The sequence below is a fragment of the Flavobacteriales bacterium genome (genome assembly GCA_016715895.1).
In the GTDB taxonomy this organism is placed as follows: Bacteria; Bacteroidota; Bacteroidia; order Flavobacteriales_F; family PHOS-HE28; genus PHOS-HE28.
Genome location: JADJXH010000004.1, coordinates 1,594,765 through 1,613,720, shown reverse-complemented (window position 1 = coordinate 1,613,720; position 18,956 = coordinate 1,594,765). Strand labels below are relative to the sequence as shown.

The 18,956-nt window shown below is 66.4% G+C and carries 20 protein-coding genes and 1 pseudogene; 15 read left to right on the top strand and 6 right to left on the bottom strand.

Annotation, left to right across the window (positions count from 1 at the left end; translation table 11 throughout):
- The first annotated feature begins 2 nt into the window (after positions 1-2).
- Genes IPM49_15675 through IPM49_15660 form a run of 4 tightly spaced genes read left to right on the top strand, consistent with a single transcriptional unit; the run spans position 3 to position 3,317 of the window.
- Positions 3-812 (top strand): DUF3822 family protein, encoded by an 810-nt coding sequence (locus IPM49_15675; GenBank protein ID MBK9275961.1) that lies wholly within the window; start codon positions 3-5, stop codon positions 810-812.
- On the top strand, positions 800-1,342 hold the full coding sequence (locus tag IPM49_15670) for an RsmD family RNA methyltransferase (protein MBK9275960.1): 543 nt from the start codon (positions 800-802) through the stop codon (positions 1,340-1,342). The genes IPM49_15675 and IPM49_15670 overlap by 13 nt, the downstream gene beginning before the upstream one ends.
- Positions 1,339-1,797: a pantetheine-phosphate adenylyltransferase gene (gene coaD, locus IPM49_15665; protein ID MBK9275959.1), complete on the top strand. Its 459-nt coding sequence runs from the start codon at positions 1,339-1,341 to the stop codon at positions 1,795-1,797. Before IPM49_15670 ends, coaD begins: the two co-directional genes overlap by 4 nt.
- Complete coding sequence (locus tag IPM49_15660; protein ID MBK9275958.1) at positions 1,794-3,317, top strand: redoxin domain-containing protein; 1,524 nt, start codon at positions 1,794-1,796, stop codon at positions 3,315-3,317. Before coaD ends, IPM49_15660 begins: the two co-directional genes overlap by 4 nt.
- On the opposite strand, the gene IPM49_15655 is transcribed toward IPM49_15660, so the two are convergent.
- Complete coding sequence (locus tag IPM49_15655; GenBank protein ID MBK9275957.1) at positions 3,277-3,918, bottom strand: NUDIX domain-containing protein; 642 nt, start codon at positions 3,916-3,918, stop codon at positions 3,277-3,279. The genes IPM49_15660 and IPM49_15655 overlap by 41 nt on opposite strands.
- On the opposite strand from IPM49_15655, the gene IPM49_15650 reads away from it, so the two are divergent.
- Genes IPM49_15650 through IPM49_15640 form a run of 3 tightly spaced genes read left to right on the top strand, consistent with a single transcriptional unit; the run spans position 3,917 to position 6,853 of the window.
- Positions 3,917-4,570: an orotate phosphoribosyltransferase gene (locus tag IPM49_15650; protein ID MBK9275956.1), complete on the top strand. Its 654-nt coding sequence runs from the start codon at positions 3,917-3,919 to the stop codon at positions 4,568-4,570. The genes IPM49_15655 and IPM49_15650 overlap by 2 nt on opposite strands.
- Before the next feature lie 41 nt (positions 4,571-4,611).
- Positions 4,612-5,013: a hypothetical protein gene (locus IPM49_15645; protein MBK9275955.1), complete on the top strand. Its 402-nt coding sequence runs from the start codon at positions 4,612-4,614 to the stop codon at positions 5,011-5,013.
- Positions 5,014-5,035: 22 nt separating this feature from the next.
- Complete coding sequence (locus tag IPM49_15640; GenBank protein MBK9275954.1) at positions 5,036-6,853, top strand: ATP-binding cassette domain-containing protein; 1,818 nt, start codon at positions 5,036-5,038, stop codon at positions 6,851-6,853.
- A gap of 69 nt (positions 6,854-6,922) precedes the next feature.
- Here IPM49_15640 and rsmG read toward each other — a convergent pair whose 3' ends face one another.
- Genes rsmG through IPM49_15625 form a run of 3 tightly spaced genes read right to left on the bottom strand, consistent with a single transcriptional unit; the run spans position 6,923 to position 9,287 of the window.
- The gene (gene rsmG, locus IPM49_15635) at positions 6,923-7,531 is read right to left on the bottom strand and encodes a 16S rRNA (guanine(527)-N(7))-methyltransferase RsmG (GenBank protein ID MBK9275953.1); all 609 of its coding nucleotides are present in this window, start codon (positions 7,529-7,531) and stop codon (positions 6,923-6,925) included.
- Positions 7,532-7,584: 53 nt separating this feature from the next.
- On the bottom strand, positions 7,585-8,193 hold the full coding sequence (locus IPM49_15630; GenBank protein MBK9275952.1) for a sigma-70 family RNA polymerase sigma factor: 609 nt from the start codon (positions 8,191-8,193) through the stop codon (positions 7,585-7,587).
- Positions 8,184-9,287, bottom strand: coding sequence for a glycosyltransferase (locus tag IPM49_15625; GenBank protein MBK9275951.1), 1,104 nt, complete (start codon positions 9,285-9,287; stop codon positions 8,184-8,186). The genes IPM49_15630 and IPM49_15625 overlap by 10 nt, the downstream gene beginning before the upstream one ends.
- 119 nt (positions 9,288-9,406) lie before the next feature.
- Here IPM49_15625 and tgt point away from each other — a divergent pair, with 119 nt between their 5' ends.
- From tgt to IPM49_15590, 7 genes are all read left to right on the top strand, one after another.
- On the top strand, positions 9,407-10,537 hold the full coding sequence (tgt, locus tag IPM49_15620; protein ID MBK9275950.1) for a tRNA guanosine(34) transglycosylase Tgt: 1,131 nt from the start codon (positions 9,407-9,409) through the stop codon (positions 10,535-10,537).
- Positions 10,538-10,585: 48 nt separating this feature from the next.
- Positions 10,586-11,665, top strand: a complete 1,080-nt coding sequence (locus IPM49_15615; GenBank protein MBK9275949.1) for an LptF/LptG family permease — start codon at positions 10,586-10,588, stop codon at positions 11,663-11,665.
- Positions 11,666-11,749: 84 nt separating this feature from the next.
- Entirely contained in the window at positions 11,750-12,079 is a 330-nt protein-coding gene (locus IPM49_15610) for a winged helix-turn-helix transcriptional regulator (protein ID MBK9275948.1), read from the top strand.
- 81 nt (positions 12,080-12,160) lie between these two features.
- Positions 12,161-13,081: an arsenite methyltransferase gene (locus IPM49_15605; GenBank protein ID MBK9275947.1), complete on the top strand. Its 921-nt coding sequence runs from the start codon at positions 12,161-12,163 to the stop codon at positions 13,079-13,081.
- Positions 13,082-13,208: 127 nt separating this feature from the next.
- Positions 13,209-13,778, top strand: a complete 570-nt coding sequence (locus tag IPM49_15600; protein MBK9275946.1) for a protein-tyrosine-phosphatase — start codon at positions 13,209-13,211, stop codon at positions 13,776-13,778.
- Between the two features lie 101 nt (positions 13,779-13,879).
- Positions 13,880-14,914 carry an ACR3 family arsenite efflux transporter gene (arsB, locus tag IPM49_15595; protein MBK9275945.1) on the top strand — a complete coding sequence of 345 codons (1,035 nt, stop codon included), beginning with the start codon at positions 13,880-13,882 and terminating at the stop codon, positions 14,912-14,914.
- Positions 14,911-16,392 carry an MFS transporter gene (locus IPM49_15590; protein ID MBK9275944.1) on the top strand — a complete coding sequence of 494 codons (1,482 nt, stop codon included), beginning with the start codon at positions 14,911-14,913 and terminating at the stop codon, positions 16,390-16,392. The genes arsB and IPM49_15590 overlap by 4 nt, the downstream gene beginning before the upstream one ends.
- 154 nt (positions 16,393-16,546) lie before the next feature.
- On the opposite strand, the pseudogene IPM49_15585 reads toward IPM49_15590, so the two are convergent.
- A pseudogene (locus IPM49_15585) lies at positions 16,547-17,768 on the bottom strand (IS256 family transposase).
- 39 nt (positions 17,769-17,807) lie between these two features.
- A complete protein-coding gene (locus IPM49_15580; protein MBK9275943.1) occupies positions 17,808-18,671 on the bottom strand; it encodes a hypothetical protein in 864 nt (287 codons plus the stop codon).
- Positions 18,672-18,732: 61 nt separating this feature from the next.
- Here IPM49_15580 and IPM49_15575 point away from each other — a divergent pair, with 61 nt between their 5' ends.
- The gene (locus IPM49_15575) at positions 18,733-18,954 is read left to right on the top strand and encodes a hypothetical protein (protein ID MBK9275942.1); all 222 of its coding nucleotides are present in this window, start codon (positions 18,733-18,735) and stop codon (positions 18,952-18,954) included.
- Positions 18,955-18,956 lie beyond the last annotated feature (2 nt).

Here is an 18,956-nt window from a genome sequence, read left to right as displayed (position 1 = left end):
ACATGGCGAGGACCACCGACACCGATGCACACCACCTGCCGCGTTACGACCGCGGGGCCGCCGGGCTTCACCTGGGCATCGTGGTGCATCCGGACGGGCTGGCGTGGAGCGCGCATGACCGGGCCGACGGCCGATGCCTGATGCTGGCCCAGGGCCGGGGCGCCGCCTGGCCTGCGGAGGAGCAGCTGCCCCACCATCCGGCCACCGTCAGCTTCTGCGCGATGCCCGAGCTGAGCACGCTGGTGCCCGAGAGCACCCTGCGCCCCGGCACCGAAGCGGACCACTTGAGCCTGGTGCATGGTCCCCTGCCCACCGGGCTGCTGCGGGATGAACCCGTGGAAGACCTCGGCGCCCGGTGCGTGTACCTGCACGACGAAGCCATGGAGCATCAGGTGCTCGAGCGCTTCCCCGCAGCGCGCGCCATCGCCCTGCGCAGCCTGCTCGTGCGCTCCGTGCTCGCCCTGGGCCGCCAGGGACCCGCGCTGGTGGCGCACCGCGTGGGCAAGCGCATGGACGTGGCCCTGGCCGACCGGGACGGCCTGAAGCTCAGCAACGCCTACCACTGCGCCACCGGCACCGATGCGCTCTACTACCTCCTGCACCTACTGGACGCCATGCATCAAGACCCCGCCGTGCCGGCCGTGCGCTGGTGCGGGCCCGGTTGGACCCCGACCGACACCGAACTGGTGCGTCGCTATCTGCCGAACGCGGCACCGGCGGTGACCGGCACGGACGCGATGCTGGTCGGACTGGACGCCCCATCACCGGAGTCCTTGTGGGCGCTGCTCGAACAGGCCGCATGCGCATCGTAGGAGGCCGGCACCGCAATCGGCGCATCGATCCGCCCAAGGGCATCGAGGCGCGCCCCACCACGGACTTCGCGCGGGAAGGCCTCTTCAACATCCTGCAGCACTCCATCGCGCTCGAGGGCATCCGGGTGCTGGACCTCTTCGCCGGCACCGGTGGCATCTCCGCGGAGTTCCTGTCGCGCGGCGCCGCGCAGGTGATCAGCGTGGAACAGGACGCACGCCTGTTCGCCCACCTGCAGCGCCTGGCCCGCGAGCTCAACGAGGCGGGCTGGTCCCAGGTGCGCGCCGACGTGTTCCAGTACCTGCGGCATGCCACCGGCCCCTTCGACATCGTGTTCGCCGACCCGCCCTTCCATCTTCCCGGCACGGAGATGCTGCCCGGGCTGGTGCGCGATGGTGGGCTGCTGGCCCCGGACGGCCTCTTCATCCTGGAGCATCCGCGCGGGATCGACCTTGACGCCGACCCCTGGTTCCGCAAGCGACGCACCTACGGTTCCGTACATTTCAGCTTCTTCAGCCCCACCCCGCCATGAGCCGCCCGATCGCCGTCTTCCCCGGATCGTTCGACCCGGTCACCATCGGCCACTGGAGCATCGTGCAGCGTGCCCTTCCGCTGTTCGCCACCATCCACGTGGCCCTGGGCGTGAACACCACCAAACGCGGCATGTTCGACCTGGACAGGCGTGAGGCCTGGTTGCGGCAGGCCTTCCAGGACATGCCCCAGGTGAACATCATCCGCTTCGAGGGCCTCACCGCGGATCTCTGCCAGCGGCTCGGCGCCAGCTACATCGTCCGTGGCCTGCGCAACAGCACCGACCATGGCAATGAGCGCAGCATCGCCCTGATGAACCATGCGCTGCGTGGTGTGGAGACCCTCTTTCTGCCCGCCCTTCCCGAACACGCGCACATCAGCAGCACCATCGTGCGCGAACTGATCGCCAACCAGGCCGACGTGCGCGCCTTCCTCCCGACCGGGGTCACGCTATGAGGACCCTCCTGTCCGCCCTCACCGCCCTGCTGGCGCACGCCGCGCCGGCGATCGCCACCCTGCAGATCGAAGCGCCCGAACGCGCCGGCCAGCAGGTGGTGCTGCACCGCATGGACGACCTCTTCACCCTTCGCACCACACGCGTGGACGGCACGCTGATCGGTGCGGACGGGCGTGCGACGCTGAAGGCCGAGGTGCAGGGCACCACGAAGGCGCTGCTCATCGTGGGCGGTCACCGCGCCGAGCTCTTCCTGCGCGACGGCGCCACCTACCGCGTGAGGCCGCTGCCGCCCGCACCCGGGGCCCGACCGGTGAAGGGTCACCTGCCCATCGTGCTGGAGTTCATCGACCTGCCGCCGCTCGACATCAACGCGCTGATGACCGACCTCTACGAGCGCCTCGATGGCTTCGTGGCGGAGGACCTGGCCACCGACGAGGCCGCCGGCATGCAGGCCGTGGACGTGCTGCGCCGCGAGGGCGACCGCACCCTGCAGGCGGACAGCGTCAAGCGCCCGGCCACGCTGTTCTACACACCGAGCTGGTCGCAGGCCCGGTTGGACAGCTTCGCCTTCAAGCTGAAGCGCTTCTACGCCGATGTGGACGACCCCTGGTTCCAGCGCAATGTGGAGCTGGGGCTGTGCGGCCTGTACCTCGGCCCACAACAGGAGCCTGAGGCCCTGCATGTGCGCTGTCTCTCCGGTCATGAACCCGACATCGACAAGCCCGAGTTCGTGCGCCTGTTCCGCAGCCTGTACGAGGACCACCTGATGACGCATCCCTTCCGCACGGACGAGCGCCGGCTGGTGGACGGGGTGAAGCAGGCCGCCACCGACAGCCTGATCGCCCTCGTGATGGAACACCCGCCCTTCCGGCAGGACCGCGCGCTCGCCGAACTGCTGTTGATCGATCAGGTGTACCTGGCCCGTCCCGGCAAGGTGCTGGACCGCGGCGGGATCGAGCGCGTCCTGGCCGATGTGGCCGCACGCAGCGGATACCCGGGCCATCGCACCCTGGCGGCCAACATGCTGTGGGACCTCACCGCCATGCGTCCCGGCACGGGCCTGCCCGACCTGGCGCTGAACGACCTGCAGGGCACGCCCGTACCGCTGGACAGTGTGTTCAGCGGACCCGTCTGCCTCGTCCTCACCACGGTGGGCTGCACCTATTGCGAGCAGGAGCTCCGCGCGCTGGCGCAGCTGCAGGAGAGCTTCGGCGATGTGGTGCGCTACGTGGTGTTGGTCCTCGACAGCGACGCGGGTGCCGCGGTGCGCCTCTCGCGCAGCATCGGCGGCACAGGCTGGACCTGGCTGCAGGCGCGCGACCCGGAGCGTGCCCGGGAGCAACTGCGCGCGCCCACCGCGCCAGCCTTCCTGCTGCTGAACGACCGCACGCTGGCGCAGAGCCCCGCCCCAGCACCGAGCCAGGGCCTCGCAGCGGTGCTGCATGGGATGCGCACCCAGCAGGAGGAGCGCGACCGCATCAAGTTCGGGAGCGAGGCACCGCCTCCTCCCAGGCGCTGATCACCGCACGCACCGTGGCGTAGGTGCCGGCCTTGACGCGCTGCACGCCATCGGCGTCCATCCAGGCCACCTCGCGGATGTCCTCCTCGTGCTGCGGCACGAGCCGTTCCGCGCTGGAAGCGCGCATGAGGAACCAGGAGGTGCGCTTGAGGTGACGTTCGCCACCGCGCTCGTAGGTGTGCCAGGTCTCGCACAGCGGTCGCACGATGCTCACCTCGCGGAGCCCGCATTCCTCCTTCACTTCGCGCACGGCGGCCTCCGGCAGCGACTCACCGGGATCCACCTTCCCCTTCGGCAGGTCCCAACGGCCCAGGCGATGGATGGCGAGCAGGCGTCCGTGCTCATCGGTGACCGCGCCACCGGCCGCCTCCACCACAACGCAGGTGCTGCGGAACCGGTCCCAGGTCGCCGCCGGATCGGGCACCACCAACGTGAGGCGCTCGACGCCGGGGATGCGGCGCGCCCGCTCCACCAGCGCGTCCACCCCCTCGGCCGCGGCGGCCTGCACCACCAGCCCTCCCGCTTGGGGAGCCGCTGCGGGCGCGTGTTGCGTGAGCACCACGGCCAGCCCGTCGATGGAGACTTCGTAGTTTTGCGCCATGAACGACCGCCTTGATCCGGCCCTCAAAGTTGCCGAATTGCTGCTGCAGATCAAGGCGGTGAAGCTGAGCCCCTCAAAGCCCTTCTCCTGGGCCAGCGGCTGGAAGAGCCCGATCTACTGCGACAACCGGAAAACCCTGTCCTACCCGTCGGTGCGCACCTTCATCCGGCAGCAGTTCGTGCACCTCATCCAGAGCGAGTTCGGGCGGCCGGACATGATCGCCGGGGTGGCCACGGGCGGCATCGCCCACGGCATGCTGGTGGCCCACGACATGGGCCTGCCCTTCATCTATGTGCGCACCAGTGCCAAGGAGCACGGCCTGCGGAACCAGGTGGAGGGTGACCTCTCGGTGGGCCGCAATGTGGTGGTGGTGGAGGACTTGGTGAGCACCGGAGGCAGCAGCCTGCAGGCCGTGAACGCCTTGCGCGATGCGGGCCTCGACGTGAAGGGCATGGTGAGCATCTTCACCTATGGCTTCGACGTGGCCCGCGCGGCCTTCGAGGAGGCCCGCGTCAAGATGCACGCGCTCACCAACTACAACATCCTGCTGGACCAGGCCCTGCGCGAGGGCTACATCACCGAAAAGGACCTGGCCCCGCTGAACGCGTGGCGCAAGGATCCCGCCACCTGGAACGCCGCCGTGCAGGCGTAAGAGGGCGTGACGGAACGAGCGGACGGAACGAACCCATGGGCATGACACGCATCGAGAGCAAGCAGGTGACGATCGGCCGCGGCCCGGACGAGCTGTACACCTTCCTTCAGGACATGAACAACTTCCAGCAGCTGCTGCCGCAGGACCGCATCAGCGACTGGAAGAGCGACGGCCGGTCGTGCTCCTTCAAGGTGCAGGGCGCGGCCACCATCGGGCTGGAGCTGGCCGGTGGCGAAGCACCGGGGCTGGTGCGCATGAAGGCCACCGACCGGAGCCCCTTCCCGTTCACGCTGGACGTGCATCTGCAGGCCGCCGATGGCGGCACGCGCGCCTGGCAGGTCTTCGAGGCGGACCTGAACCCCTTCATCAAGATGATGGTGGAGACCCCGCTGCGGAACCTCTTCGACCACATCGCCGACAAGATGGTGGCGCTGCACGGGTGAGGACCCGCCGGCGACAGTGACCATGGCCTCCCGCCGCCACCGTTCCCGCTACAACGATGCGAAGCCGGCCAAGCTGGACCGTGCGACGCTGCGCAAGGCCCTGCGCCTGTTCCGCTACCTGCGACCCCACCGCTGGACCTTCGCGGCCGGCCTGCTCTTCCTGATCGGCACCAGCGGTCTCAGCCTGGTGTTCCCGGGGTTGATGGGCAAGCTCATCGACTCCACCAAGGGCGAGACCTCCTTCAGCGCGCCGCTGTTCGACCTCACCAACACGGACAGCATCTTCCTGCTGCTCCTGCTGGTCTTCGCCGTGCAGGCGGTGCTCGGCTTCTTCCGCATCGTTCTCTTCGCGCACGTCACCGAGCACATGCTGGCCGACCTGCGGCGCGACACCTATGCCCACCTGCTGCGGCTGCCGATGTCCTTCTTCGCCAGGCGGCGTGTGGGCGAGCTCAACAGCCGCCTCAGCGCCGATGTGGCCCTGCTGCAGGACACCTTCACCACCACGCTGGCCGAGCTGCTGCGCCAGCTGATCATCATCGCCGCGGGCATCGTGCTCCTGGCGCGCCTGTCGCCGGAGCTCACCCTCACCATGCTCGCCTCCGTGCCGGTGGTGGTGCTCGTGGCCGTCCTCTTCGGCCGCTTCATCGGCCGCCTCAGCCGCCAGGTGCAGGACCGCATCGCCGACACCAACGTGATCGTGGACGAGACGCTGCAGGGCATCCAGAGCGTGAAGGCCTTCGCCAATGAAGCTTGGGAGAGCGTGCGCTACGGCCGCAGCGTCCTCAGCGCACGCGCGCTGGCCATGCGCGGCGCACGGTGGCGCGGGGCCCTCGTCTCGTTCATCATCCTGTGCATGTTCGGCGCCATCATCCTGGTGGTGTGGCGCGGGGTGAACCTGCAGCGCGAAGGGCTGCTCACCAACGGCGAGCTCGTCACCTTCATCATGTACAGCGTGTTCGTGGGCGCCAGCATCGGCGGCATCCCCGAGCATGTGAACACCGTGCTGAAGGCCATCGGGGCCACCGAACGGCTGATGGACCTGCACGACGAGCCCGGCGAGCCGGTGAGCCTGGACGCGCGCAAGCAGCGCATCGAGCTGCGGGGCCGCATCGCCTTCGAGGGCGTGAGCTTCCACTACGCCACCCGCGCCGATGTGCCGGTGCTTCGGGATGTGTCGTTCACCGCCGAACCCGGCCAGCGCATCGCGCTCGTGGGCCCCAGCGGCGCGGGCAAGAGCACCGTCGCCTCCCTGGTGCTGCGCTTCTTCGACCCGGTGCAGGGCACGGTGCGCATCGACGACCGCGACGCACGCGACTATCCGCTCACCGCGCTCCGCGACCGCATGGCCATCGTGCCGCAAGAGGTGCTGCTGTTCGGCGGCAGCATCCGCGAGAACATCGCCTACGGCCGTCCCGATGCCACCGATGCCGAGGTGGAGGCCGCGGCCCGCCGCGCCAACGCGCACGACTTCATCGCCGCCTTCCCCGAGGGCTATGCCACCGTGGTGGGCGAACGCGGCATCCAGCTCAGCGGCGGGCAGCGCCAGCGCATCGCCATCGCCCGCGCCGTGCTGAAGGACCCCGCCATCCTGATCCTGGACGAGGCCACCAGCGCGCTGGACAGCGAGAGCGAACGCCTGGTGCAGGAAGCGCTCGAGCAGCTGATGAAGGGCCGCACGAGCCTGGTGATCGCGCACCGCCTCAGCACCATCCGCGATGCGGACCGGATCCTGGTGCTGGACAAGGGCGTGATCGCCGAAAGCGGCACCCATGGCGAGCTGATCGCCGACGTGGACGGGCTGTACCACAGCCTGAGCCGACTGCAGATGGAAAGCTGAATGTTCAAAGCTGAAATATGAAAGCTGAAAGTTGAAAAGGCCCCCGTTTCAACTTTCAGCTTTCCACTTTCACATTTCCACTTGAACCACCTTCTTGGTGGCGAAGAACTCCTCCTCGAAGACGCGTGACAGCTCGTGCACGCGATAGCGCTGCCTGACCGGGAGCAGTTCATCGGCCAGATCGCCCCCCTTCAGGGTATAGAGCCGTCCGGCGCCTTGGACGACCAGGTGCTTCGTGTCGCGGATGAACTCGGGCAGCGCGCTGACCGCGCGGCTGACAATGACGTCGTAGCGCTGCCGGTGCCCGGTGCTGCGCACCTGCTCGGCGGTGCAATTGGTGAGGCCCAGGCCCTGGATGATGCCCTGCACGGCCGCGATCTTCTTGCCGATGCCGTCGATGCCGTGAAGGACGCAGTCCGGGAAGAGGACGGCCAGCGGGATGAGGGGGAAGCCGCCGCCGGTGCCCACGTCCACGATCCGTGTCCCTTTCTTGAACTGGACCACCTTGGCGATGCCGAGCGCGTGCAGGATGTGCCGTTCGTAGAGGTGCTCGATGTCCTTCCGCGAGACCAGGTTCACGCGCTCGTTCCAGTCGGCGTACAACGGGCCCATGCGCGCGAACCGGTCACGCTGTTGCGCCGTGAGCTCGGGGAAGTACTTGGTGAGCAGTTCGGTCATGTGCGCATGCGACCATGTGCTCATGTGCACATGTGCACATGGGCACATGCCCCTCAGATGGCCTCCTTGCTGTTGTTCAGCATGTTCATGAGGAACTCGCGGGCGCGGAAAAGCTGCGCCTTGACGGTGCCCAGGGGAAGGTCGAGCTCGTCGGCGATCTCCTCGTAGCTGTACTCCTTGTAATAGCGCAGCTCGATGAGGGTGCGGTAGCGGGGCTTGAGCTTGTCCACCACCTCGCGCATCACCGCGCTCTTCTGGTCGCGGATCACCACATCGGCCGGGTCGGGGCCGTGGCTGCGGATCTCGATCGTCATCTCGTCCCCGTCGTCGGTGCCGATGGGGTTGTCGATGGAGAGGGTCTTCTTCTTCTGCTTGCGGATCCAGTCGATGCAGTTGTTCGACGCGATCTTGAACAGCCAGGTGCTGAAGGCGTAGTTGGGCGTGTACTGCTTGAGCCGGTTGAAGGCCTTGCCGAAGGCCTCGATGGTGAGGTCCTCCGCATCGTCCTTGTTGTTGATCATCTTCAACAACATGAAGTAGATGGAGTCGCGATAGCGGCTCATCAGCTCGGCGTACGCCTTCTGGTCGCCCTTGTCCACGGCGCGGCGCACGAGCACGTAGTCGTAACGCGCCTTCTCGGAGAGGTTCTCGTTCACTTCCATCGGCGGGGCTTGATGACCAGGGTGCTGAGGTAGATCAGCGGTTCCAAAACTAAGAACAGCCATTCCAGGGGGAGGGCCAGGGTGAGCAGCAAAGGGCCGGCCCCCAGCCGGCGCATGGCCAGCAGGGTGACGGGGAGGAAGGCGCCGACCTTCACGGCGAGGCCCGCACCGGCCTCGCGCACGGCACCCAGGGCGAACAGGGCCGCACAGGCGACCCAGAACACAAGGCGCGCCAGGGGCAGCAGGGTGAGCAGCAGCTGGTGCCCGAAGCGGTAGTAGCGCGCCGTGGTGTAGTGGCGGCGCTTGCGCCGGATCCAGGTGGCCAGCCCCTCCGTGGCCCGCGTGACCATGAAGGTGCGCGGGTCCGCCACCGCCGACGTGTTGCGCGCACGCGCCACCTCGTTGATGAACAGGTCGTCGTCGCCGCTCATGAGATGGTGGTGGCGCCGCGGGCCCTTGGCGTTGAAGAAGACCTCGTGCGTGTAGCCCAGGTTGCGGCCCACGCCCATGTAGGGCAGGCCGGCCTTGGCGAAGGCGATGAACTGCACGGCCTTGGTGATGCCGTCGAACCGCTCCAGCAGGTTGGTGAGCCCGGGCCTCACCTCGGAGGGGCTGTGGCCGATGACGATGTGGCGGCGCTCACTGAACCCGCTGGCCATGCAGCTGATCCAGTCGGGCCCCACAGGGCGGCAATCGGCGTCGGTGAGCAGGATGTGCGGATGCTTGGCGGCCCGAACGCCCACGCCCACGGCGATCTTCTTGCCGTAGCTGAACTTCTCATCGGCCTGGATATTGACCACGCGCAGCCGGGGGAAGCGCGGCTTCATCCACTCGAGCACCTCGCCGGTGAGGTCCTGGCTGCGGTCGTTCACCACCACCACCTCGAACTCGCGGTGGTCCTGCTCCATGAGCTCGGGAACGAGCTTCTCCAGGGCGGGCGCCTCGTTGCGTGCGCAGATCACCACGCTCACCGGCAGGTCGCGGTCGGGCGTCACCACCTGGCGGCGGAAGGCCAGCCTGCTGAAGATGAACGCGTGATAGCACAGCAGCACGGCGAGCGCACCGCCCATCGCGAACACGAGCATCTGGACCATGGACAGGATGGCAGCGAAGCTACCGGGCGCCTCCGCACGCCTCCGGACCGCCCGGGGCCGGTTATGAACAGGCTTCCGGGGGCAAGTGCCGCCCGCCCGGGCCGTCCCATCTTTGCCCCGTGCATTTCGAGCTTCTCCGCACCGATCCGGCCGGCCACGCCCGTGCCGGGGTGCTCCACACCGACCACGGCCCCATCCCCACCCCCGTCTTCATGCCCGTGGGCACCCTCGGCGCCGTGAAGGCCGTCCACCCGCGCGAGCTGCGGAACGACCTGGACGCGCCCATCATGCTGAGCAACACCTACCACCTGTACCTGCGGCCCGGTACGGAGGTGCTGGAGCATGCGGGGGGCCTGCACCGCTTCAACGGGTGGGACCGGCCCATCCTCACCGACAGCGGCGGCTTCCAGGTGCACTCCCTCAGCGACATCCGCAAGATCACCGAGGAGGGGGTGAAGTTCCAGAGCCACATCGACGGCAGCCGCCACCTCTTCACCCCGGAGGGCGTGATGGACATCCAGCGCAGCATCGGTGCCGACATCTGCATGGCCTTCGACGAGTGCACCCCCTGGCCCTGCGACCTGAAGTACGCCACCGACAGCATGCACCGCACGCACCGCTGGCTGGCCCGCTGCATCGCGCGCTTCACCAGCACCGGACCGAAGTACGGCCACGAGCAGGCGCTCTTCCCCATCGTGCAGGGCAGCACCTTCCCCGACCTGCGGAAGCAGAGCGCCGAGCATGTGGCGGAGCAGGGCGCCGTGGGCAACGCCATCGGGGGCCTCAGCGTGGGCGAGCCCGAGGAGGAGATGTACGCCATGGCCGAGCTGTGCTGCGGCATCCTGCCCGCCGATCGGCCGCGCTACCTGATGGGTGTGGGCACCCCGTGGAACCTGCTGGAGAACATGGCCCGCGGAGTGGACATGTTCGACTGCGTGATGCCCACCCGCAACGGCCGCAACGGCATGCTCTTCACCCGCCAGGGGGTGCTGCAGATCAAGAACCGGCAGTGGGCCGACCACCACGGCGCCCTGGACCCCGACGGGCACAGCTGGGTGGACACCGCCTACAGCCGGGCCTTCGTGCGCCACCTGTTCGCCAGCAACGAGATGCTGGGCCAGCAGATCGCCAGCCTGCACAACCTGGGCTTCTACATCGCGTTGATGCGGGAGGCCCGCACGCGCATCCTGGACGGTAGCTTCACCGGCTGGAAGAACGCCCTGCTGCCCGCCCTCAAGCAACGCCTGTGATGGACAACGCCGCCGAAGGGCCGATGTGCTGACCGAACGAAGGACGCCATGCTCCGCCTCTTCGACCGCTACATCATCCGCCAGTTCCTGGGCACCTTCTTCTTCATCCTGGTGCTCATCATGGCCATCGCCGTGGTGTTCGACATCAGCGAGAAGACGGAGGACTTCGCCAAGATGAGCGCCGGCGTGGGCGAGATCGTGCGGGAGTACTACGTCAACTTCGTGATCTACTACGCCAACTTCTTCAGCGGTCTGCTCATCTTCCTGGCGGTGATCCTGTTCACCAGCCGGCTGGCGCACCGCAGCGAGGTGATCGCGGCCCTCAGCAGCGGCATCAGCTTCCCGCGCCTCATGTGGCCCTACTTCCTGTCGGCCACCTTCCTGATGCTGCTGGCCCTGGCCGCCAACCACCTGGTGCTGCCGGCGGCCAACAAGGAGCGCCTGGCCTTCGAGGAGGAGCACATCCGCGTGGCCTTCCAGGTGAAGGGCAAGAACATCCACCGCGAGATCGCGCCGGGCACCATCGCCTACGTGGAGAGCTTCAACGCCCAGAAGCGCACCGGCTACCGCTTCAGCCTGGAGCACTGGGCGGACGGCCGCCTCACCCGCAAGCTGATGAGCGAGCGCGCCATCTACGACAGCCTGACGGGGCGCTGGCGTGTGGAGGACTGGACCCTGCAGGAGATCGACAGCACCGGCGGCAGCCTCCGGCAGGGCAGCGTGATGGACACCCTGATCCCCCTGGTGCCCAAGGACCTCGGCCAGCGCAACGAGAACGCCATGAGCATGACCACCGCCGAGCTGGACCGCTTCGTGGCCGAGGAGCGCATGCGCGGCAGCGACACCACCGCCTTCTACCTGATCGAAAAGCACCAGCGCACCTCCGCCCCCTTCGCCACCTATGTGTTCACCCTCATCGGCGTGAGCATCAGCAGCCGCAAGGTGCGCGGCGGCACCGGCGTGCACCTCGCCCTCGGCGTGCTGCTCGTGCTGCTCTACATCTTCAGCAGCAAGATCACCACCGTGGCCGCCACCAACGCCGGGCTGGACCCGCTGTTCGCCGTGTGGCTGCCCAACCTGATCTTCGGCGCGGTGGGCGTGTGGCTGTACCGCACGGCCCCCAAGTAGCCAACGGTCCATCACGATCCGTTCATCGGCATTTACCGATGATCTCCTTTTCATCGTAATATTGCGATCTATTCACGATCCTCCATGGGCGTTACCAAGGCCGACCTCTTCACCGCGCAGCAGAACCAGCTGGCCACCTGGGCCAGGGTGCTGGGCCACCCCGCGCGCATCGCCATCCTGCAGTACATGCTGAAGGAGAACACCTGCATCTGCGGGAGCCTGGTGGAGGAACTGGGGCTTGCCCAGGCCACCATCAGCCAGCATCTGCGGGAGCTGAAGGACGCCGGCCTGATCAAGGGGACCGTGGAAGGCACCAGCGTGTGCTACTGTATCGAACCCAAAGCCTGGGCCAGGGCGGAGGCCGCCTTCGCCAAGCTCTTCGCCACCTACACACCCATCGACAGCTGCTGCTGAGTGCGGGCGAGGTTCACCTCGCCCGAGTTCACGAACAAATGCATGGGCAAGGTGAACCTCGCCCCAACAACCAATAACGCCATGAACACCGCACAAGAGACCAAGGACCTCGTCCGCGCCAAGTACGCCGAGATCGCCCGCCAGGACAAGGCCACCAACGCCAGCAGCTGCTGCGGCGCCGGGGGCTGCAGCACCGAGGTGTACACCATCATGACCGATGATTACACCCGAGTGGCAGGCTACAACCCGGACGCCGACCTGGGTCTGGGCTGCGGGCTGCCCACGCAGTTCGCAGGCATCAAGAAAGGCGACACCGTGCTCGACCTGGGCAGCGGTGCCGGCAACGACTGCTTCGTGGCGCGCCACGAGACCGGCGAGGACGGCCGCGTGATCGGCGTGGACTTCACCCCCGAGATGATCGCCAAGGCCAGGGAGAACGCCCGCAAGCTGGACCACCAGAACGTGGAGTTCCGCCAGGGCGACATCGAGGCGCTGCCCCTTTCCGCCTGCATGGTGGACGTGGTGGTGAGCAACTGCGTGCTGAACCTGGTGCCCGACAAGCGGAAGGCCTTCAGCGAGGTGCTGCGCGTGTTGAAGCCCGGCGGGCACTTCAGCATCAGCGATGTGGTGCTGGTGGGCGAACTGCCCCCCGCGATCCAAGGCGCTGCGGAGATGTACGCCGGCTGTGTGAGCGGCGCCCTGCAGGAAAGCGAATACCTCGGCATCATCCGCGAGCTGGGCTTCGAGGATATCACCGTGCAGAAGCGCAAGCCCATCGTGGTGCCGGACGATATCCTCTCGAACTACCTGAACGCCGAAGAGCTCGTCACCTTCAAGGCCAGCGGCACGGGCATCTTCAGCATCACGGTGTTCGCCCGCAAGAGCAGCGTGGACTGCTGCGCGCCCAAAGGGCAAAAGCAGGCCCTGAAGGACCTCACCCCCGCCAACCCCGAAGGTGTGCACGCCCTGCCCGGTTGCGACCTGGGATCGGGCTGCTGCTGACCCCAACACCCCGATCAACATGCTGTTCCCCACGCTCCTCCTATCCCTGCTCACGCCTGACACACCCATGGACCGCGCCCTGCACCCCGACCTGCACCGCTACGTGGACGAACGCGTGGTACCCGCCATGGCCGCCATCCCTGCCGAGCGCAAGGAGCGCCTCGACCTCATCGCGGCCTTCGTGAAGGAGCGCAAGGCCGCCGGCGCCACGGCCGACCTCACCTTCATCTGCACGCACAACAGCCGGCGCAGCCACCTGAGCCAACTGTGGGCCGCGACCGCCGCGTGGACCTTCGCCCAGGACCATGTGCGCACCCACAGCGGCGGCACGGAGGCCACGGCCTTCAACCCGCGTGCCGTGGCGGCGGTGGAGCGCGCAGGATTCCAGGTGGTGAAGCCCGAAGGGAAGAACCCGGTGGTCGAGGTGTCGTTCGCGAAGGACCATGCCGCGGAACGCTGCTGGAGCAAGGTGTACAACGACCCCGCCAATCCACAGAAGGAATTCTGCGCGGTGATGACCTGCTCGGAGGCGGACAAGAATTGCCCCATCGTGTTCGGTGCCTTGGACCGCATCAGCCTGCCCTACAACGACCCCAAGGAGGCCGATGGCACGCCCGAGGAGGCCGCGCGCTACGATGAACGCTGCCTTCAGATCGCGGCGGAACTGTGGTACGTGATGCAGCAAGCGGCGCGATAGGACAACCACGGATGGACACTGATCCACACAGATGAACTACCGCCTCTGCCTCCCCCATCCGTGTCCATCTGTGTTCATCCGTGGTTGAACTGAACTGATCAATGTCCCAGACCGCTCCCACCATCGGCTTCTTCGAGAAGTACCTCACCGCCTGGGTGCTGCTCTGCATCGCGGCAGGCCTCGCGCTGGGCCAGGTGGCCGGCAGCGGCATGCAGGTCATCGCCGACCTGGAGGTGAACACGGTGAACATCCCTGTGGCCCTCCTCATCTGGCTGATGATCTACCCCATGATGGTGCAGGTGGACTTTGATAGCGTTCGCAGGATAGGTCCGCAACTGAAGGGGCTCGGCCTCACCGTGGTGGTCAACTGGCTCATCAAGCCCTTCACCATGGCCTTCTTCGCGTGGATCTTCTTCACCACCCTCTACGCGGCCTGGATCACGCCCGAGCTGGCGCAGGAGTACATCGCCGGGGCCATCCTGCTGGGCGCCGCGCCTTGCACCGCCATGGTCTTCGTGTGGAGCTACCTCAGCGGTGGCGACCCCAACTACACGCTGGTGCAGGTGAGCGTGAACGACCTCATCCTGCTGGTGCTCTTCATCCCCATCGTGCAGCTGCTGCTGGGCATCTCGGGCATCAGCATCCCGTGGGAGGTGCTCAGCACCTCGGTCATCGTCTTCGTGGTGATCCCGCTGGTGGCGGGCTACCTCACCCACCGCTGGCTGATGCGCAGCAAGGGTGAGGCCTGGTTCAAGACCCGCTTCCTGCCCGCGCTGAAGCCGCTCTCCATCACCGCGCTGCTGCTCACGCTGGTGCTGCTCTTCGCCTTCCAGGGCCAGAAGATCCTGGCCAAGCCCTTCGACATCCTGCTCATCGCCATCCCCCTCACGCTGCAGACCTACTTCATCTTCCTCCTCAGCTGGAAGGGCGGCCGCTGGCTGGGACTGAACTACCGCACCTGCGCACCGGCCAGCATGATCGGGGCCAGCAACTTCTTCGAACTCTCGGTGGCCGTGGCCATCGCGCTCTTCGGATTGAACAGCGGTGCCGCATTGGTGACCGTGGTGGGTGTACTTATCGAAGTGCCCATCATGTTGCACTTGGTGCGGATCGCGAAGCGTTGGCGATACACATGACCACCCTCGGCCTCCGCGCCAACTGGAAGCAGTTCACCCTGCTCGTCATCGTCAACGCCTTCGTGGGCGGCATGGTGGGCATCGAGCGCACCGTGCTGCCGCTGCTGGCGGAAGCGGAGTTCGGCATCGCCTCCCATGCCGCTGCGCTCAGCTTCATCATGGCCTTCGGCATCAGCAAGGCGCTGGCCAACTACTTCACCGGCCGGCTCGCCGGACGCTACGGCCGCAAAGCCTTGTTGGTGATCGGCTGGAGCCACGCACTGCCCGTGCCCTTCCTGCTCATCCACGCCGATGCCTGGGCGTGGGTGGTGGCGGCCAACATCCTGCTGGGCATCCACCAGGGCTTCGCGTGGAGCAGCACGGTGGTGATGAAGATGGACCTCGTGGGCGAGAAGGACCGCGGCCTGGCCATGGGCCTCAACGAGTTCGCCGGTTACCTCGCCGTGGGCGGCATGGCCTTTCTCACCGGCTACCTGGCCGCACATCACGGTCCACGGCCGGTGCCCTTCCAAGTGGGCATCGGCATCGCGGTCATCGGTCTGTTGCTCACGCTGCTCTGGGTGAAGGACACCGTGCACCACGTGGCCGCTGAGGGCGCCACCAGCGTCCTCCCCAAGCTGAAGCGCGTGTTCGTGGAGACCAGCCTTACGCACCGCACGCTGGGCCCTGTCACCCAGGCCGGACTGGTGAACAACCTGAACGACGGCATGCTGTGGGGCCTGCTGCCCGTGCTGCTGCTGCACGAGGGCCTCGGCCCCGAGCGCATCGGCCTCATCGCCGCCGTGTACCCCGCCGTGTGGGGCCTCGGCCAGCTCTTCACCGGCAAGCTGGCGGACCATGTGAACCGCCGCTCCTTGCTCATCATCGGCATGGTGCTGCAAGGCATCGCCATCCTCGGCCTGCCGGTCGTGCACGCACAAGGCGCCTTCATCGCGCTCAGTGCCGCGCTGGGCCTGGGCACGGCGCTCGTGTACCCGACTTTCCTCGCGGTGATCGCCGCGCACACGCATCCGCAACAGCGCAGCGAGGCCGTGGGCGTGTTCCGCCTGTGGCGCGACCTGGGCTACGCGATCGGCGCACTGCTCACCGGCCTCATCGCGGATCGCTTCGGCATCACGGCCTCCATCCTCGCCATCGGCGTGGTCACGGTGCTCAGCGGTCTGCTCGTGTGGCTGCGCATGCCCAGCGAACGCGAATGCCTGGAACCAGAGGACCTGAAGCCGCTGCTGAACAGCCCCGGTGTGCGCGTGGTGGATGTGCGCAGTCCAGAAGAGTATGCCAGCGGACATCTTCCGCACGCGATCAACATCCCGCTGACCGAGCTGCTGGAGCGGGCGCGCAGCTGGTCGCCCCGTGAACGCATCATCACCGTGTGCGCCACGGGCGGCGGAAGAAGTGCTCAGGCCGCACAGGTGCTGCGGGACATGGGTTTTGGAAGGACGTGGTGGTTGTGCGGGGGGATGGTGGGGTGGCGGTGAGGAAGGTGGCCATCGGTGAAGGCCGAACGAAATTATCCGTTCAATTGGGTCTGTTAGATAAAGTGTGTCATCATCGTTATTGCTGATGATGTTGATGTTGTTGGGTTTTGAACGAGGGGGTCCGGGGGAGACTCAGAACCTGTTGATCGGTGTTGATCGCCTGTGGATCGAAGCGTGGGCCGAAGAGCAGGCGTAGCTCGGCGGCTATCTCCCTCCAAGCGAAGATGGGCTTGGCGGCCATTTTCTCCACGATGCGCTGCTGGGCCAGATAGAGCAGCTTGAGCAGGGCCATGTCGTTGTCGAAGACGCGCTTGGTCTTGGTGTACTTGCGCAGCTGAGCGTGGAAGCCCTCGATGGGATTGGTGGTGTAGATGAGCCGCCGGATGCGCTCGCTGTAGCGGTACTGGCTGGCCAGCAGCGGCCAGTTGGTGTGCCAGGAGCTCACCGCCTGCGGGTAGCGTTCCCCCATTTGTCGCTGAAGACCTCCAGGGCATGCAGCGCTTGCTGCTCACCAGGGGCCCGGTAGATGGCCCGCATGTCCTTGACCACCTCCTTGTAGTGCTTGTAGCTGATGTACTTCAGGGTATTGCGCACCTGGTGCACGATGCAGAGCTGGATATCGCTCTGTGGGTACACCAAGGAGATCGCGTCGGAGAAGCCGCTCAGGTTGTCGATGCATGCGATCAGCATGTCCTCCACGCCGCGTTGGCGCAGGTCGCCCAGCACGCCCAGCCAGAACTTGGCCCCTTCGCTCTGCCCCACGTACAGGCCCAGCAGGTCCTTGTGGCCATCGGGGCCAACGCCCAAGGCGGTGTATACGGCCTTGTTCACCACGCGCCCTTCCTGCTTCACCTTGAAGTGGATGGCATCGAGCCACACGATCGCGTAGCGCGCCTCCAGGGCCGCTGCCGCCAGGTCTGTACATCGGCGATCACCTGGTCGGTCACCGCGCTGATCGTGGCCTCGCTCACCTCGATGCCGTACAGGTCCCGCACATGGTCGCTTATGTCGCGCTGGCTCATCCCAAGCCCGTAGAGCTTGATGATCTTCATGTCCAGCTCGGCGTTCAGCACGCGCTCGCGCTTGGGCAGCAGCACCGGGTCGAAGGTTCCCTCACGGTCGCGCGGCGTGGCGATCTCCACCTCTCCGTGGGCGGTCTTCACCCGCTTGCGCCCATGTCCGTTGCGCCGGTTACCTCCAGGCGGCTCCTCGGCCAGGTGAGCGCTCAGCTCGCCCCGTAGCGAGGCCTCCATCAGTCGCTTCACCAGCGGGGTCAGCACCCCATCGCTGCCGCTCAAGGGCTTGCCCAGTAGCAATTGCTTCATGGCCTCCTTCTCGAAGGCTTCGTAATCGAACTTGTCCGTCTTGTCCTCCATGGGTCAGGTGTTGAAGTTCGCAATCCGGCCTGACACACTTTACTGAACAGTCTCGTTCAATTCCACCGGCCGCACGTTGTGCTCCTCCATATAATTCTCCACCTCCTTTACCTCATTGCTTGGCACCACAGTGTATCGGCTCTGTGCGCGGAACGCCTTCCACGTGGCATGTTGCTTCGCATGCGTGTTCGCATCCGGCTCATCGCCCACCACGTAGGCCTTGCCCAGCTGCTTGTTCGCACTGATGGCGCGCTGCACATCGTTCAGCTCGTACAACTGGTTCTCCAAATGGTAGTTGGGCCGCTCAAAGTCCACCACCTCGCCGATCACGTCCAATTCGTTGCGGCCGTGGAAGCCGATGGTGACCGCAGGCATGAGCAGACCGGGCAAGCGTGCCTGCGTGAGCGTTACCTCCCATGCCAGCCGCTGAGCGGTGCGTGCGCGCAAACCTTCCCGCACTTCATCAATGTCCGAGGTGGCCGGTTTGCTACTTGGCTCGTGATCATCCACCAGCAGCTTGAAGAGGGCTGCGAACCGTGCTTCATCCGCTTCCACTTCAATGCGTGTGACCGGTCCGAAGGTGAGCAGATTACGGCTGTATCGGCTCAGGTACTCGAAGTAGGGCTCCTGCAACAACTGCCCTGCCAGCTCTCCGGCCTCCACTTGGCTGAACAGCCCGGCGCTAAACTTCGCATCCGCCTGGGTCTCCCGGGCCAGCGCCTTCAGGTTCACCACCAGCATGCGGTGGGCATCGCGCCCCAACAGGTCGCGCACCACGCCCACCCTGTTGCGGCTCCAGGCGAAACGAGGCCCTTGCGCACCGCGCATGAAAAGCCCCACGGCCAGCTTGTCGCCGGCCACGGGATTGATCCCGGCATGGACGATGGAATAGAAGCTGCTCATGGGTTCGGCGCCGAAGCCCGGCGCAGGCGTGGGGTCAACATTGGGCCAACAAGGCGTGGAAATGGTCCAGAACGGCGGGAAGGCGCTGCGGATCGAAGAGCCGGTCCTGCAGCCGTTGGCGCAAGTTGGCTACATCGATGCCCCAATCGGCCGGAAGCCGGGAAAGGATCTCATCGGTGCGCTGTTCGCATTCATGCACCCAAAGGTAGGCATCCTGTTCGGCGTGGGCGATCAACGCGCCATCCCTGCTGATGCTGGAAGCGATGGGGCGCGCAGGTGGTAATG

What these genes read in the sequence shown, in the direction of transcription:
- IPM49_15660 (MBK9275958.1), top strand. Translation starts at nt 1,794, where the DNA reads ATGAGGACCCTCCTGTCCGCCCTCACCGCCCTGCTGGCGCACGCCGCG.
- coaD (MBK9275959.1), top strand. Translation starts at nt 1,339, where the DNA reads ATGAGCCGCCCGATCGCCGTCTTCCCCGGATCGTTCGACCCGGTCACC.
- IPM49_15615 (MBK9275949.1), top strand. Translation starts at nt 10,586, where the DNA reads ATGCTCCGCCTCTTCGACCGCTACATCATCCGCCAGTTCCTGGGCACC.
- IPM49_15630 (MBK9275952.1), bottom strand. Translation starts at nt 8,193, where the DNA reads ATGGAAGTGAACGAGAACCTCTCCGAGAAGGCGCGTTACGACTACGTG.
- IPM49_15580 (MBK9275943.1), bottom strand. Translation starts at nt 18,671, where the DNA reads ATGAGCAGCTTCTATTCCATCGTCCATGCCGGGATCAATCCCGTGGCC.
- IPM49_15590 (MBK9275944.1), top strand. Translation starts at nt 14,911, where the DNA reads ATGACCACCCTCGGCCTCCGCGCCAACTGGAAGCAGTTCACCCTGCTC.
- IPM49_15640 (MBK9275954.1), top strand. Translation starts at nt 5,036, where the DNA reads ATGGCCTCCCGCCGCCACCGTTCCCGCTACAACGATGCGAAGCCGGCC.
- IPM49_15675 (MBK9275961.1), top strand. Translation starts at nt 3, where the DNA reads ATGGCGAGGACCACCGACACCGATGCACACCACCTGCCGCGTTACGAC.
- IPM49_15610 (MBK9275948.1), top strand. Translation starts at nt 11,750, where the DNA reads ATGGGCGTTACCAAGGCCGACCTCTTCACCGCGCAGCAGAACCAGCTG.
- IPM49_15655 (MBK9275957.1), bottom strand. Translation starts at nt 3,918, where the DNA reads ATGGCGCAAAACTACGAAGTCTCCATCGACGGGCTGGCCGTGGTGCTC.
- IPM49_15650 (MBK9275956.1), top strand. Translation starts at nt 3,917, where the DNA reads ATGAACGACCGCCTTGATCCGGCCCTCAAAGTTGCCGAATTGCTGCTG.
- IPM49_15625 (MBK9275951.1), bottom strand. Translation starts at nt 9,287, where the DNA reads ATGGTCCAGATGCTCGTGTTCGCGATGGGCGGTGCGCTCGCCGTGCTG.
- arsB (MBK9275945.1), top strand. Translation starts at nt 13,880, where the DNA reads ATGTCCCAGACCGCTCCCACCATCGGCTTCTTCGAGAAGTACCTCACC.
- IPM49_15645 (MBK9275955.1), top strand. Translation starts at nt 4,612, where the DNA reads ATGACACGCATCGAGAGCAAGCAGGTGACGATCGGCCGCGGCCCGGAC.
- IPM49_15605 (MBK9275947.1), top strand. Translation starts at nt 12,161, where the DNA reads ATGAACACCGCACAAGAGACCAAGGACCTCGTCCGCGCCAAGTACGCC.
- IPM49_15600 (MBK9275946.1), top strand. Translation starts at nt 13,209, where the DNA reads ATGGCCGCCATCCCTGCCGAGCGCAAGGAGCGCCTCGACCTCATCGCG.
- IPM49_15670 (MBK9275960.1), top strand. Translation starts at nt 800, where the DNA reads ATGCGCATCGTAGGAGGCCGGCACCGCAATCGGCGCATCGATCCGCCC.
- IPM49_15575 (MBK9275942.1), top strand. Translation starts at nt 18,733, where the DNA reads ATGGTCCAGAACGGCGGGAAGGCGCTGCGGATCGAAGAGCCGGTCCTG.
- rsmG (MBK9275953.1), bottom strand. Translation starts at nt 7,531, where the DNA reads ATGACCGAACTGCTCACCAAGTACTTCCCCGAGCTCACGGCGCAACAG.